At 38.7% G+C, this 13,837-nt stretch carries 14 protein-coding genes; 10 read left to right on the top strand and 4 right to left on the bottom strand.

Annotated features, from left to right (window positions below; all coding sequences use genetic code 11):
- Nucleotides 1-55: 55 nt before the first annotated feature.
- Together UR08_RS08415 and UR08_RS08410 are read left to right on the top strand one after the other, a co-directional pair.
- Nucleotides 56-976: an ABC transporter ATP-binding protein gene (locus UR08_RS08415; RefSeq protein ID WP_115753214.1), complete on the top strand. Its 921-nt coding sequence runs from the start codon at nucleotides 56-58 to the stop codon at nucleotides 974-976.
- Nucleotides 973-1,671 carry an ABC transporter permease gene (locus UR08_RS08410; protein WP_115753213.1) on the top strand — a complete coding sequence of 233 codons (699 nt, stop codon included), beginning with the start codon at nucleotides 973-975 and terminating at the stop codon, nucleotides 1,669-1,671. The genes UR08_RS08415 and UR08_RS08410 overlap by 4 nt, the downstream gene beginning before the upstream one ends.
- A 110-nt stretch (nucleotides 1,672-1,781) precedes the next feature.
- Here the strand turns inward: UR08_RS08410 and UR08_RS08405 are convergent, their stop codons facing one another.
- Nucleotides 1,782-2,519, bottom strand: coding sequence for an SDR family oxidoreductase (locus tag UR08_RS08405; RefSeq protein ID WP_115753212.1), 738 nt, complete (start codon nucleotides 2,517-2,519; stop codon nucleotides 1,782-1,784).
- Nucleotides 2,520-2,950: 431 nt separating this feature from the next.
- On the opposite strand from UR08_RS08405, the gene UR08_RS08400 reads away from it, so the two are divergent.
- The 6 genes from UR08_RS08400 (at nucleotide 2,951) to UR08_RS08375 (ending at nucleotide 9,555) form a co-directional block, all read left to right on the top strand.
- The gene (locus tag UR08_RS08400; RefSeq protein WP_115753211.1) at nucleotides 2,951-3,394 is read left to right on the top strand and encodes a PTS sugar transporter subunit IIA; all 444 of its coding nucleotides are present in this window, start codon (nucleotides 2,951-2,953) and stop codon (nucleotides 3,392-3,394) included.
- A gap of 15 nt (nucleotides 3,395-3,409) precedes the next feature.
- Nucleotides 3,410-4,810, top strand: coding sequence for a PTS fructose transporter subunit IIC (locus tag UR08_RS08395; protein ID WP_115753210.1), 1,401 nt, complete (start codon nucleotides 3,410-3,412; stop codon nucleotides 4,808-4,810).
- Complete coding sequence (locus tag UR08_RS08390; RefSeq protein ID WP_115753209.1) at nucleotides 4,810-5,670, top strand: ketose-bisphosphate aldolase; 861 nt, start codon at nucleotides 4,810-4,812, stop codon at nucleotides 5,668-5,670. The genes UR08_RS08395 and UR08_RS08390 overlap by 1 nt, the downstream gene beginning before the upstream one ends.
- 34 nt (nucleotides 5,671-5,704) lie before the next feature.
- Nucleotides 5,705-6,475 (top strand): DeoR/GlpR family DNA-binding transcription regulator, encoded by a 771-nt coding sequence (locus UR08_RS08385; protein ID WP_115753208.1) that lies wholly within the window; start codon nucleotides 5,705-5,707, stop codon nucleotides 6,473-6,475.
- A 158-nt stretch (nucleotides 6,476-6,633) separates the two neighbouring features.
- Nucleotides 6,634-8,322 carry a molecular chaperone HscC gene (locus tag UR08_RS08380; protein WP_115753207.1) on the top strand — a complete coding sequence of 563 codons (1,689 nt, stop codon included), beginning with the start codon at nucleotides 6,634-6,636 and terminating at the stop codon, nucleotides 8,320-8,322.
- Nucleotides 8,323-9,555 (top strand): hypothetical protein, encoded by a 1,233-nt coding sequence (locus UR08_RS08375; RefSeq protein ID WP_115753206.1) that lies wholly within the window; start codon nucleotides 8,323-8,325, stop codon nucleotides 9,553-9,555.
- An 18-nt stretch (nucleotides 9,556-9,573) separates the two neighbouring features.
- Here UR08_RS08375 and UR08_RS08370 read toward each other — a convergent pair whose 3' ends face one another.
- From UR08_RS08370 to UR08_RS08360, 3 genes are all read right to left on the bottom strand, one after another.
- Nucleotides 9,574-10,899, bottom strand: a complete 1,326-nt coding sequence (locus UR08_RS08370) for a C1 family peptidase (RefSeq protein ID WP_115753205.1) — start codon at nucleotides 10,897-10,899, stop codon at nucleotides 9,574-9,576.
- 82 nt (nucleotides 10,900-10,981) lie between these two features.
- Nucleotides 10,982-11,671, bottom strand: a complete 690-nt coding sequence (locus UR08_RS08365; protein ID WP_115753204.1) for a Crp/Fnr family transcriptional regulator — start codon at nucleotides 11,669-11,671, stop codon at nucleotides 10,982-10,984.
- 102 nt (nucleotides 11,672-11,773) lie between these two features.
- A complete protein-coding gene (locus tag UR08_RS08360; RefSeq protein WP_115753203.1) occupies nucleotides 11,774-12,319 on the bottom strand; it encodes a biotin transporter BioY in 546 nt (181 codons plus the stop codon).
- Nucleotides 12,320-12,440: 121 nt separating this feature from the next.
- On the opposite strand from UR08_RS08360, the gene UR08_RS08355 reads away from it, so the two are divergent.
- Both UR08_RS08355 and UR08_RS08350 read left to right on the top strand, forming a co-directional pair.
- Nucleotides 12,441-12,941 (top strand): GNAT family N-acetyltransferase, encoded by a 501-nt coding sequence (locus tag UR08_RS08355; protein WP_115753202.1) that lies wholly within the window; start codon nucleotides 12,441-12,443, stop codon nucleotides 12,939-12,941.
- Between the two features lie 612 nt (nucleotides 12,942-13,553).
- On the top strand, nucleotides 13,554-13,835 hold the full coding sequence (locus tag UR08_RS08350; protein ID WP_165849971.1) for a DUF3130 family protein: 282 nt from the start codon (nucleotides 13,554-13,556) through the stop codon (nucleotides 13,833-13,835).
- Nucleotides 13,836-13,837 lie beyond the last annotated feature (2 nt).

Below are 13,837 nucleotides of genomic sequence, written 5' to 3'. Positions count from 1 at the left end.
AGCTGTGAAAAAGAAGATAGAATAAAAGTATCAAGAAAACGAAAGAAGGTATAACATGACAGAAGCAATCAAATTAAGAGGCATCAACAAGTCATTTAAAAAGCAAGCTGTTTTACAAGACATTTCGATGACGATCAAAAAAGGAAGCATCTACGGTTTTCTTGGACCAAATGGTTCGGGCAAAACAACTGTAATGAAAATCATTTTAAATCTAGTAAAAGCGGATTCCGGCGAAGTGAGCGTTTTAGGCGAAGCAGTAGAAACAAATTCCTATCAGTATTTGCAGTCGATCGGAAGCATCATTGAATACCCCGTTTTTTACGACACACTAACTGCTGAACAAAACTTGGAACTTCATTGTAACTACATGGGAGTCTATGACAAGGCAAAAATCCAAAAAGTTCTTGAGCTAGTGGATTTAAAAGGAATCACAAACAAGAAAGTGAAAGAGTTTTCGCTAGGGATGAAGCAGCGTCTTGGCATTGCTCGCGCGCTTATCACCGAGCCGAAAATTTTAGTTTTAGATGAACCGATCAACGGGCTAGATCCTTTTGGAATCCGCGAGGTGCGTGAATTGCTCGTTAAAATCAATCGAGAAATGGGAACGACGATTTTGATTTCGAGCCATATTATTTCTGAAATTGAGTCAATTGCCGATACGATTGGTTTTATCAAGAATGGTAAAATCGTGCGCGAAGTCGAATTGAAAGAAATTGAAAAGGAAACGCTTAGTTACAGTGAAATAACTGTGAATGATGTTAAGAAAGCCTCGTCTGTTCTTGATGAACATTTGAAAATCCGCAATTTCAAGATTATTTCTGAAAATGCCATTCGAATTTATGAAGCGGGGACAAGCCAGCAAGAAATTAGTCGGCATTTGATTCTTGAAGGCGTTGAAATTTATGAAATGCAACAACACACGGATTCTTTGGAAGAATATTTTGTAGAATTAATGAATGATGGGGAGAAAAAATGATTAAATTAATGAAATTAGAATATCAAAAATTAAAATTTACGAACTTTATTTTTAGCTTTATGGGAATTACAGTAGGGATTTTATTGCTTGTTTTGCTGACAGGCATGATGGATGGTGGAGAAGAAGTAATCTCGACGGGGAGCGAGTTATGGCTTTCTGGAGATTTGATGTTGCGAATTGCTTTCACGATTTATTCAGGGGTACTTATTTCGCAATTAATCGTTAAAGAATTTTCAGATAGAACGATTCAAGTTTTATTCACTTATCCGATTTCGCGTAAAAAAATCTTAGCGAGCAAATTATTGCTTATTATGATCACTATTTTCTTGTCCGTTCTAGCTGCAGAAGCGATCTTTATCAGCGTAAGCAGCGTGTTCAACAATTCCTTACATTTAACAAATGACGTTTTAACGATGAATGACGCAGTCCAATACTTCTTGCACAATAGTTTCTTGAGTGCATTAACGACAGTTGGCATCGGACTAATTCCGCTCTACTTTGGCTTGCTAAAAAATTCCACAGTAATGACGATTTTGTCAGCAGTGATCATTAGTATGCTTTTAAATGGAAATGTTGGCAGCGGTGGAATTGAAGATAATGCGTTTTCAACCTTGCTAATTCCAGTAGCTCTTTGCCTAATCGGCTTAGCCATTGCCTACTTGTCTTATCATAAAATTAATCGTAAAGATATTTAGCAAGAAGAAGAGCTTTGGCTTCAACAAATGAATAAACCTACACAAAAAGTCATGCGGATTTTTCCGCATGACTTTTCTATAAAATAGATTGGACGACTTAAAAAGTAAACTTAAGATTGTTTTGCTGGTAAGATGGTAATTTCATTGACGCCAACATCTTTGGGTTGAGATATTGCATAAAGAACGGATTCAGCAACCGATTCTGGTGAAATGGCGATTTGATAAAAATGATCCCAGTTTGCGCGATCTTCTTTCGACGAAATCGTTTCAAGTAGTTCGGTTTGAATCGCACCTGGATATAAAAGCGTGGTTTTTATATTAGTTTGTTCCGCAATGGATTCTTGTCTTAAGCCTTCAACAATTGCTTTAACTGCAAATTTTGTTCCGCAGTAAACCGAGTTTCCTGGGAAAACCTTTTTGCCTGCGATAGAGCTTGTCACAACCACATGGCCACTTTTTTGTGCGATGAACTTTGGTAGAACGCTAGCGATGCTGTTTAATACACCTTTTATATTGATGTCAATCATTGCATTCCATTCATCATGTTTTTGCTCACTGATGCTAGAAGCTGGCATAATTCCAGCGTTAGCGAAAAGAACATCAATTTTCCCAAATCGATTCATTGTTTCTTGGACTAATTGTTCAACTTGAGCAGGTAAGCGAACATCTCCAAGAACGTAAGCACAGTTTTCTTCTCCTAGTTCTTTCGTCAGTTGTTTTAATTGTTCCTCCCGCCTTGCGAAGAGCATCACCTTAGCCCCGTTCGCTACAAGTAGTCGTGCGCTTTCCATCCCAATTCCAGAAGAGGCACCAGTAATAATGATTACTTTGTCTTGAATACTTTCCATTTTGTCTGACACTCCTTATTGTTTTATTTATCTGCATTTTTGAGTTGTGACGGTGCTTCCCGTTTTACTTATTAAAGCTAGCCATCGCTTATCCTACAGACAATTTGTGAAACAACGAATTGTTTCACAGGTGTATATAGCACGAATTTGTGAATATAAACACTTTATACCTGAAAAGTCTATTTTGAGTCGTGAATGATCAATGAAAACCCTTTCCATGTTGATTTTTAGATACTATTTATATTTTTCAGATTAAAGTATCTTCGAAAGAATAATTCGAATCAATGAACGATATCGATCAAAAAATAATCAAAAAACGTAAAAAAATGAGCTTTATGAATATTTGATTCATAGCATTGAATAATTCTGGTCACCATGCTATTCTTAAGACAAATAAGGGAAAGCGCTTACTTTATTAGGAGGTTCTTAGCATGAGTATTATGGAATTATTAAATGAAAATCGTATTATTTTTGATGAAACAATAACTACAAAAGATGAGCTGTTTACAAAAGTAGCGGAACGTCTTGAAGCAGAAGGATCCATCTTGAATGGTAAAAAATTTGTAAAAGATCTTTATAAGCGGGAAGCAGAAACTTCAACAGGCATTGAATCCGGATTTGGCATTCCTCATGCCAAAAGTAAACAAGTAACAGAACCTTTGATTACTTTTGTTCATTCCGGAAAAATGACGGATTATTTTGGTCTCGATGAATCACCCGTTGAATGGTCTTTTATCATTGCCGTTCCGAAAAAAGCCGCGGATACACATTTGGAGATTTTAAGCGAGCTTTCTCGGAAACTAATGGATCCAGTATTTCAAGAAGAGTTGAAAAATACGAAAGATTATAAAAACGTTAGTGAAATATTAACTTAAAAGGAGGCGTCTCACATGAAAATTGTCGGTGTAACAGCTTGTCCGACTGGAATTGCACATACTTATATGGCAGCAGAAAAGCTGACGAATACAGCAGAAGATTTGGGTTATCAAATCAAGATGGAAACACAAGGTGCAAAAGTTGAAAATGTTTTAACAGCCGAAGAAATTGAACAGGCAGATTATGTGATTCTAGCTATTGATAAAGACATTGATTTAAGCCGATTTTCCGGCAAAAAAATCAAGCGTGTGTCCACTTCAAGAGCGATTAAAGAAGCAGATCGTGTACTTGAAGAAACACTAGCAGAAAAAGGATTAACGAAAGCAGAGTCAAGCAAAACAGATGGAAATACAAGTGATGGCAAGAAAGCAGGTATTTATAATCATTTTATGAATGGTGTTAACTATATGTTGCCATTTGTCATTGCAGGCGGAATTTTGATTGCTATTAGTTTCGCGTTTGGAATTGACGCATCCAATCCAGATTCAAGCAGTTATAATGCGATTGCTGGAGCCTTTTCGAAAATTGGGGGAGATACAGCCTTTGCGCTAATGGTACCCGCGCTTGCAGCAGGAATCGCAAGTTCCATTGCCGGGCGCGCTGGTTTTGCACCTGGACTTGTTGCAGGGACTCTTGCGACAGCGGGCGGATCCGGTTTCCTTGGCGGAATGATCGGCGGGATTTTAGCAGGTTACTTGGCGCACTTTTTCGCAAATAAAATTAAAGTAGCCAAATCCATTGCTTCCATTTACCAGTTGATTGTCGTTCCACTTGCAAGTATTGCGATTGTCGGCTTTGCGATGGTGTTTATCATTGATACCCCAATTTCATGGTTGCTTAAGGCGCTGACGGGTTGGCTAAATGGACTGGGTGAAACATCTGGCGTGCTATTCGGCTTACTGATTGGCGTGATGATGGCGGCGGATATGGGCGGACCAATTAATAAATCGATTTCAACTTTTTCGATTGGCTTAATGACAGCTGGCGTCAATGCCCCGATTGCGGCGTGTATGGCAGCAGGAATGGTGCCACCACTTGGACTTGCGCTTGCTACCTTATTATTTAAAAACAAATTTACTACGGAGGAAAAAACGGCAGGAAAGTCTTGCTGGGTTTTAGGAGCATCCTATATTACAGAAGGCGCGATTCCGTTTGCCGTAGCCGATCCGCTGAGAGTAATTCCGAGTCTAATGGCAGGATCTGCAACCGCTGCAGCTATTTCGATGGGAGCGGGCGTAACTTCACTTGCTCCACATGGTGGTATTTGGGTGATGTTTATCCCAGGCGTCATCAATCATGTTTTTATCTACCTGCTTGCGATTATTTTAGGAAGCATCGTGACAGCAGTGATGATTGGGCTGCTCAAGCGTCCAGTTAAACAAGAAAAACCAATAAAACAAGAGGTGAATGTGTAATGTTAATGACCATGAAAGAACTATTAAAAGTAGCGAATGAAAATGAATTCGCCGTTCCTGCCTTCAATATTTGCAGTTACGACATGTTAAAGGCTATCATGGAAGAAGTAGAAGCAAACAATGCCCCTGTCATCTTAGAAATCCATCCAGATGAAATTGCCTATCTAGGAGACGAATTTATTGCAACCGTAAAAGAATATGCACTAAGAAGCCGTGTCCCGGTTGTGATCCACATGGACCATGGCGGAACGATTCAAGACGTGATGCGGGCCATCCGAAACGGTTATACCTCCGTTATGATTGACGCTTCAAGAGCGCCTTACGAAGAAAATGTGGCGCTAACTAAAGAAGTTGTGAAGCTTGCGCATAAAGTAGGGGTTTCTGTCGAAGCAGAACTTGGTACAATTGGCAATAACGGTTCAGCAGAAGGTGGAGCGGATTCCATTATTTATACAGACCCCAATCAAGCTGAAGATTTCGTGAAAGAGACGGGGATTGATACACTTGCAGTTGCTATTGGAACAGCTCATGGCCTGTACCCGAAAGATAAAAAACCAGAGCTTAACATCGAACTTTTAAAAACATTGCATGAGCGCTTAGATATCCCATTTGTTTTACACGGAGGATCTGGGAATCCCGATGCAGAAGTGAGTGAATCTGTTCGTTATGGCGTCGGGAAAGTTAATTTAAGCTCAGATTTAAAGAGCGTCTTTTTTGCAGAAGTTCATCGGATGCTGAATGAAAATCCGGGAATGTACGAACCAAACCAAGTTTACCCAGCTGCAAACGAAAAAGTAAAAGAAGTCGTGCGCCATAAACTTAAAATTTTAAACACGGTCGGGCAAAGCAAGCACTATTAACTTTAGGCAAGAAAATGAGTAAGAGGTGAAGGCGATGTTAAGTGTTGCAGAAGAAAGGCAGCAGCAGATTGTCAATTATTTAAAAGTGGAACAATTTGCTCGGATTCAAGATTTGATCAAGCTTGTTAATTATAGCGAAGCGACCGTGAAGCGTGATTTAGTTCATTTGGAAAATAAAGGACTGGTGAGGCGAACAAGAGGCGGCGCTATGATTATCGACAATCAAAAAATTGACATCCCATATTTGATGAAGATGAACGAACTTAACAATGAGGAAAATAAAAAGTATATCGCGGAAGTGGCAAAAACGCTCATTCGTGACGATATGGTCATTTTTCTTGATTCAAGTTCCACCTCACTTTATCTAGTGGGCGTACTCAGTCGATTTGAGGGGCTTCAAATCATTACAAATGGTGTGATGACAGCCTCGATGCTATCCGAATTCACGAGCGCACGCGTGAGCATTTTAGGCGGCTCAATTTTGCCAAAGCGTTATACAGTTAACGGAGCCAAAGCCTATAATGACGCATTAACTTATAACGCAGACATCGCCTTTGTTTCTTGCCGCGGGATTGATTATGACAAAGGGGCGACAGAAACGCATGAAGGCGAGGCGCTTATCAAACAGGCGTATCGCAGACAATCCAACTTGCTCGTCTTACTTGCAACACAAGAAAAAATGAATCATAAGTTCATGCACCAAAGCCTCGCTTGCCATGACATTGATTATTTGATTACCGATTTTAAACTAGATGAAGAAACCGAAGCGCGATTTAATGCGCATCATATTACTTGTATGTATTAGAAGAGACGTGTAGCAAAGGCTACACGTCTTTAATATTGAAAATAGTTTTATTTTTTGAATAGTAATGGGGAAATACATGCTATAATAAATGAAATATCTTTCAATAATGGTTTAAAGCAAAAATTATAGACATAAGGATAAAAAGAAAGGGAGAAGTTATGACAATCATCGGTATAGACTTGGGAACATCAAATAGTCTCGTTTCGTGTTGGACAGAAGAAGGAGTAAAATTAATTCCTAATGTATTAGGTGACTATCTAACACCTTCCGTTGTGAGTTTAGACGAAAATAACCAGATATTAGTCGGGAAAATCGCAAAGGAAAGACTTGTTTCACATCCAGAAAAAACGGCGGCTGCCTTTAAGCGATTTATGGGCACGGAGAAAAAATATAAATTGGGAAATACTTATTTCTCTCCAGTTGAATTATCAAGTTTTATTCTAAGTAGCTTAAAAAAAGACGCGGAAACTTTCTTTAATGAGACAATTACAGAAGCAGTTATAACTGTTCCAGCTTATTTCAACAACTTGCAACGAGAGGCCACCATCCAAGCGGCTCAATTGAGTAGATTAAATGTAGTAGGACTTATAAGTGAGCCAACCGCAGCAGCACTCGCCTATGGGATTCACGATCTTAATCAAGATATTTCGTTTGCAATGATCGACCTTGGAGGAGGCACTTTTGATGTTTCTATAATGGAAATGTTTGAAGGAGTCATGCAAGTCAATGCGATCAGTGGTGATAATTTTCTTGGCGGCGAGAATTTCACACAGGAAATCATCGAATTTGTACTGAAAGAGAAAGATTTAAATATAGAAGATCTGTCAGCAGATGAAAAGGGGATTTTAACTAAGGCGGTTGAAACCTATAAAAAAGAATTGAATCCGCAAATTGACGGAGAAATTTCTTTCAGATGTGGCGAAACAAGATACAGTGTGAGTATTGATAGTAAGCAATTGACGGGAATTTGTGAGCCGCTATTTCTAAGGATGCGAAATATCATTTTAAAAGCTTTGAAAGACTCAAATCTTTCAGTCCACGATCTAGATAAAGTCATTTTAATTGGAGGAGCAACCAAACTTTCTATCGTACAAGATTATTTGCGGCATTTATTATTAAAATTTCCTTACACTGAGATCAATCCTGATGAAGCTGTTGGTATCGGAGCAAGCATTCAAGCTGCTTTGATTAGCCGGAATGAAGATGTATCGGAAATGATGATGACAGATGTTTGCGGTTTTTCTTTAGGAGTCGAAGTAGTGGCCAAATTTCAAAATAGCTACCGAGAGGGCTTATTCTCTCCGATGGTTGAGCGAAATAGTACCATTCCAATAAGTATAGAACGTCTTTTTACTCCTGTTAGCGAAGAACAAGATGAAATTCATTTTCAAATTTATCAAGGAGAAAATCGTTTTGTGAAGGACAACTTGAAGATAGGTGACTTGAAAATACTTCTTCCAAGAAAAGGCAAGGATCAGGCTATTTTAGTTCGGTTTACTTATGATACAAATGGAGTGCTCGAAGTCATTGCGAAAATAAGTGAGACTGGGGAGGAAAAGCAGCTTTATATTCAGCAAGGAAGCCAGTTATCCACTGAAGAGTTGAAAAAAAGCTTTGCTAGACTTTCCAAGCTGAAAATACATCCTCGCGAAAGAGAAGAAAATAAATATTTGATAGCAAAAGCAAACAGGATCTATGCGGAGTCCCTTGGAGAAAAAAGAGACTTCATTCAAAAAGTCACAAATGAATTTGAAATAGTTCTTGAAAAACAAAACGATCATGACATTAAGCATGCAGCGAAAAATTTTGCAGACCTTCTTAATGATTTGGAGAAGGAGGTTTTTTAGATGAATGAATGGGAAATTCTTGGAATCGAACCAACTAATGATTTGAAGATGGTGAAGCGAGCTTATGCTGCCAAACTAAAAACAACACATCCTCAAGATAAGCCAGCAGAATTTCAGGAGCTAAAAGAAGCCTTCGATAACATTTCTAAGAGGTTGAAAAATCAAAAAGAAGAATCATTTGATTTACGAGAAGTGGACTTTATTGTTAAAAATGAAGAAAATAATTTTGAAAATAGATATGTCAACCTTGCAACAGCAACGGAATGGCAAAATTCTTCAATAATCTATTTTCAGTCTGAGCTTACAAAATTATATGATTCTCTAGATTCAAGGTATGCATCCCAGAAGTGGCAAGCCTTTTTTCAAGAAATTGAGACATGGAATATGGAACAAATTCTTATGGCGCATCAAAGTGCAGAAGTTTTTGTTGCTCAATATTTTATGGTATTACCAAAGGCTGTCAGTATGTTCTTGATAGAAACTTTTCAAATAAGTTTTCATCTGAATGATGACACGGATGCGGGTGCAGATATTTTCGACCTGCCAGATTTTAATTTTTATGCTTACGAAGGATTGACATCTGAACAATTAGAGGCTTTCTACCAGTTGCGATACAATGCGTATCTTTATCTTGTACATGAAGATGTCAATAATGCTGAATATTTTTTGAATCAAGCTGAGGAGATATATGAAAAAGATTCAGATCTACTAACGCTCCGTGCGCTGATTTCTATTCGGAGAGACTTAGGTTTGCTTACAGTGAACTATCAGTCATTTTTAGTAAGCAGTGAAATTTTAAAGAAAGCCTTAGCGCTTGATCCTAAAAACGATACAGCACGATTTTATTACATTTTATTGTCTGCAAGAGCAACTAAAAAAATAACATCAGCGGCAGAGAATTTTGTGGCTCAAACAGATGGGGGTTACGGAGTACATATTACGTTACTCAAAGGATATATCTACTTTTTTGCAAATAAATATAAAGAAGCGATTTCTGAATGGGAACAATTATCTGATGGGTGGAAAAAAACAGTTCATGATGAACGAAAGAAAGCTTACTCGCATTTGTTTTATGCTAGCAATGATGAAAAAGAAAAAGAGATCCTAAGGAAAAATTTGAAAGAAGTTAAAAGAGAAAATAAGATATATCGAAATGTAACTTGGATTGGTTGGACGATCACGATTATCTTTATTTTGAAGTTACTAATAGAATATGGGGAAAATCTTAATTAAGATTCTCCCCATATTTTATTATTCAAACACGGCAAGCGACCCCATTGGATCCCAAGGTTTTAACTGAATAGGTTCCTCTGCAAAAGCTTGCGCGAGTTCATCCGACAAGAATTTTTTGTTTATGACCACTTGGAAAGTGAATTCGTCCATCCACGCATCGCTAGCAACAAAATAGCCGTTTTTGCCCACTTTTTCGCCCCAGCTGTTTTCAATTTTCCAGCGATCAACTTTTCCGTCTTTTTCATTAAAACCCGTTAGTACCATCGCGTGTGTCAACATGCTTTCCTTGTAGTCCAGCCGCTCCGCTTTCGACATGCCAGAATGTAGCGAAAAGGCCGTTTCAAAATCGAAAATGGCTGGATCCAAAATCCCGTTTTTTCGTTCGAAGCTTTGACCAACATCGCAGCCGAACCAAACCGTTTCGCCGGCTGAAATTTGCTTTTTCGCTAGACCTTTAAGCGTTTCACTATCCACGTTCAAATATTTGATGGGGCGACCGTCTGTCACATTTCCCAAAAATTTAACCGTAAACGTCCGATTAAAAGGCTTATCTTTAGTTGGCGCATTAATGATCGGAACATAGTCGGTTAGCGGAATGCCAACGTATTTTTGATAAAAAGCTTGCGGCGTTAGCCCTAAATCTTGATGGAAAACGTCTTCCTTATCGCGGTATTCAAAATCAAATGTTTTAGGCGGTTCACCAAGCGAGAACGCGAGGATGCGGTAAATCTCGCCAAGTACTTCTTCCTTGAGCGACGAAATGTCCTCTGGCGCAATTTTGCGAAGCTTCACAGCTGCTGCACGAAGACGTGCGTTTAAGAGTTCATTCAAGTCGCGAGAAGAGGAACTTTGAAACGTTTCCTGCATAGCGCTCTTTGGTACAACGCCGTATTTTTCAATGAGGGAGGCGATCATATCCCATTGCCCGCCATCTTGTTGCGGTGTTTCAAGCAAAAACGCCACCGTGCGACTATCCACCGCTTCATCTCGTGTTGCAATGATATTTTCCAGAAAATAGTTCGCTTTCTCAAATTTATCCCAAAAGTTTGTGTAGTTCTGCGAAAGCTCGAAATCTTGGATTCCAAGCGCTCCGTTCATATGATGACGAAACGTATTTAAAGCTGCAAACATCCAGCAGAGACCACTTTGCTTTTGATTCGTGACCTTATCCGTTTTGACTTCGTTCGAAAAAACAGGCTGCAATTTCCAAGCAACCTCCGCGTTTTCAGTTGCCGCTTTGATCCCATTTTTCATGATGGCATCTTGTACAATTTGATTTGTGGGATTTTCCTTCAAACGCTTAGAAAAATCTGCAATCAGCTTTTCATCGATGTTTTTATCCATAAATAATCCCTCCAAAAAGATTCCATTTGAAGTATACGCCTAAAATACAAAAACATCATGAAAAAAGACTTTTCATGATGTTTTAAAATAAGTTATATTCACGTTTTAAGCGTTCCTCGTGCTTTTTAAATTGATAAATTCGCCATGGTTTGGGCGACAGAGCAAGGATTCCTTCTTCTTCAAGCTTCCGTAAATTCGTCGCCACATACGCACGAGCTAAATTCAAGTAATTCCCGAGAATTTTCTGCGTGAAAAAATAGGGAATCAGGCAGGAACCGTCTTCTTCAAGACGCCCGAATTTCTTCCCAATGATGATCAGCCCCGCTAAAATTTTTTCGTCTGACGGAAGGTGAACCTTGGCTTCGCGCTCGAACGCAGGAAAAGCAGCCAGATTTGCAAGCTGTAAAAAAAGATCCGGTTTTTCCTCTGCCACTCTTTCACGAACATAACTGCTTTCAAAACGGTAGGCACTAACTTCGCTAACAGCCTCATAAGAGACGGGCGAAGGGCTGTTTTCGACCAGATGAAAAAACCCTAATTGTTCTTCCTTCCCAAGAAAGGATAAAATAATATCTTCTCTGCAAGTGCCTTTGTTCATTGAAACGGCTCCATCTAAAATGATGTAAAAATACTGATTTTGCTCTCCCTCTGAAATAATGGTTTCTCCCCGCTTGAAATGGACTCTTGAATACGGCAGAACAGATTCCCGTTTTGACTGCAACAGCGTAAGCAAATCAAAGTCTGTTTCTTCCAGTTCTTTTTCAAGTGACATATAAATTCGTACCCCTTTTTCCGATATTTACTTTTTTATTATAAGCAAGAAAAAGCAATTTGGGTACTATTTGAATTGTGTAATAATGCACGTTTAGGGCGATTATTCGCGAATTAAATGACTTTTGATTAAGCGGTTTCGTATCATAATTCCTAAAACACCAGCAAGAACGGCCTTGATAATACCAGGAATGAGGAAAGGCACAAACCCAGTATAGAAGGATTGTGAAAGCGACATACCTGCGCTAATTTTGAGCCACAACATCCCGAAAAGTAAGGTAAACATGGCCCCGATGATATTCGCGATGATGGCCATGTTGGTTGTGTAACGCGTTTTATCCAAAATGAGCCCCGTTAAATAAGTATTGGCTAGGAATCCAATAATATAACCGCCCGTGATGCCGACAATAATTCCAAGCCCAGCCGTCATACCTTGAAAGACAGGAATACCAATTGCGCCAAGTAATATGTAAACAAAAACAGAAATCGTTGCGTGGCGAGCCCCTAAAATGGTAGCAGCAAGTCCGACGGCAAAGGTTTGTCCTGTGAAGGGAATTGGGCCAACCGGAATAGCAACTTGGGCTAAAATCGCTATGATAACCGCAAATAGCGCGTCTAAGATTAAAAATTTTAATTTTTCATTTCGCAAATGGAAACACTCCTTAATGTAAACTTATAATAAAAAAAGGTTAACATTGATTGTGTTTTTTTTCAAGTGAAAAAGGGTAAAGAGCTGAATAAAATAGAATTTTGAATCAGGGGGGTTCATGATGGCCATAAATATTAGAAAAGCCGAAATAAAAGATGCAGAAAAAATTCGCGAAGTAGCAACTTCATCCTTTCATGATACGTACGAAACGATTATTCCAAGAGAAACGCAAGACGGTTTTTTGGAAAAATTTTACAATCTGGCGACACTTGAAAACAGAATTAGCGCAACCCCATTTGTTGTTCTAGAAAAAGAGGGTGAGCTTATTGGATTTGCTAATTTTATCGAACTTGATAAAGGGAAAAGTGAACTATCCGCTTTCTATATTCTTCCGAGTGAAAAAGAAAAAGGCTACGGAACGCAAGTTTTAGAAGAAGGAATTCATCTGTTTAACTTACCGCTCCCGATGTTTGTGAATGTAGAAAAAGGAAACGATTATGCGCACCAGTTTTACTTACAAAGAGGATTTGTTGAAACAGAGCGCTTTGTCGATGATTTTTATGGATATAAATTAGATACAATTCGGATGCATTTAACGCATAATGTTGAAGAGGAATCATGATAGATTGAAAGTGCCAAGTGGAGCCGTACGGGAAAAAGCAACCTTGGTAAAGAGTTGACTTGTATTTTGAGTAGTAACATATTATGATGGTAGTGAGACTAAGTGGAGTCAGGCAAGAAAAAGGAACCATCAGAATTGAAGTCCTTGCTAGGGACGAATAGCGCGATTACGAAATGTCGGAAAAACTTTCCGAGGTTTTAGAGGTATGTTATTCTGAATGGTTCCAAAACGGGGTTGAATGGTGTCATGAATGTAGCAATGTTTTAGAGGTATGTTATTCTGAATGGTTCCAAAACAGTCCTTTATGGAAATCGAGCTTAACGCCGGTTTTAGAGGTATGTTATTCTGAATGGTTCCAAAACTCCGCGTCGTTATTGAGGCACGTGAAAAACGTTTTAGAGCTATGTTATTCTGAATGGTGTTTTGATATTGGAAGTACAAATCCACTACAACTATATTTTGAGACTGTACTCTAGAAAGCTTTTAAAATGCAACTAAAGTTCTGTTAAACCTTGTCCTTAGACGAGGTTTTTTGTGTTTGGCTGAAAAGTTCACAAAATATTCACAATGAATAGATTGGATTCATGCTATACTTTTTATGAGGTGAAAAAGATGGGACAACAAATTAAACTTCCAAGTAATAGACTTTCTGAACATGCCGCATCCATAGCACGACATGCCGCCGATTTAAAAGTGAAAACGCCTTCTTATTTAGGCTATTCAACCGGATCTGCACAAAGTTTGCAATATGGACTTTCTGAGATTGCTGAAGGACTAAACGGGTTTGATTCGGCGGTGCGAAAAGAAAGTGAAAATTTACGAAATATAGAGAAAGCAATGGTTGAGGAGGAGAAAAAATTAGCTCACTTCATTGCACAAGCCATAAAAGGATAGGG

This window comes from Listeria kieliensis, assembly GCF_003369925.1.
Classification (GTDB): domain Bacteria; phylum Bacillota; class Bacilli; order Lactobacillales; family Listeriaceae; genus Listeria; species Listeria kieliensis_A.
The sequence above is the reverse complement of the archived record's forward strand: the minus strand, read 5'-3'. Positions and strand labels throughout refer to the sequence as shown.

What these genes read in the sequence shown, in the direction of transcription:
- UR08_RS08405 (WP_115753212.1), bottom strand. Translation starts at nt 2,519, where the DNA reads ATGGAAAGTATTCAAGACAAAGTAATCATTATTACTGGTGCCTCTTCT.
- UR08_RS08410 (WP_115753213.1), top strand. Translation starts at nt 973, where the DNA reads ATGATTAAATTAATGAAATTAGAATATCAAAAATTAAAATTTACGAAC.
- UR08_RS08415 (WP_115753214.1), top strand. Translation starts at nt 56, where the DNA reads ATGACAGAAGCAATCAAATTAAGAGGCATCAACAAGTCATTTAAAAAG.
- UR08_RS08385 (WP_115753208.1), top strand. Translation starts at nt 5,705, where the DNA reads ATGTTAAGTGTTGCAGAAGAAAGGCAGCAGCAGATTGTCAATTATTTA.
- UR08_RS08355 (WP_115753202.1), top strand. Translation starts at nt 12,441, where the DNA reads ATGGCCATAAATATTAGAAAAGCCGAAATAAAAGATGCAGAAAAAATT.
- UR08_RS08400 (WP_115753211.1), top strand. Translation starts at nt 2,951, where the DNA reads ATGAGTATTATGGAATTATTAAATGAAAATCGTATTATTTTTGATGAA.
- UR08_RS08350 (WP_165849971.1), top strand. Translation starts at nt 13,554, where the DNA reads ATGGGACAACAAATTAAACTTCCAAGTAATAGACTTTCTGAACATGCC.
- UR08_RS08370 (WP_115753205.1), bottom strand. Translation starts at nt 10,899, where the DNA reads ATGGATAAAAACATCGATGAAAAGCTGATTGCAGATTTTTCTAAGCGT.
- UR08_RS08365 (WP_115753204.1), bottom strand. Translation starts at nt 11,671, where the DNA reads ATGTCACTTGAAAAAGAACTGGAAGAAACAGACTTTGATTTGCTTACG.
- UR08_RS08375 (WP_115753206.1), top strand. Translation starts at nt 8,323, where the DNA reads ATGAATGAATGGGAAATTCTTGGAATCGAACCAACTAATGATTTGAAG.
- UR08_RS08390 (WP_115753209.1), top strand. Translation starts at nt 4,810, where the DNA reads ATGTTAATGACCATGAAAGAACTATTAAAAGTAGCGAATGAAAATGAA.
- UR08_RS08380 (WP_115753207.1), top strand. Translation starts at nt 6,634, where the DNA reads ATGACAATCATCGGTATAGACTTGGGAACATCAAATAGTCTCGTTTCG.
- UR08_RS08395 (WP_115753210.1), top strand. Translation starts at nt 3,410, where the DNA reads ATGAAAATTGTCGGTGTAACAGCTTGTCCGACTGGAATTGCACATACT.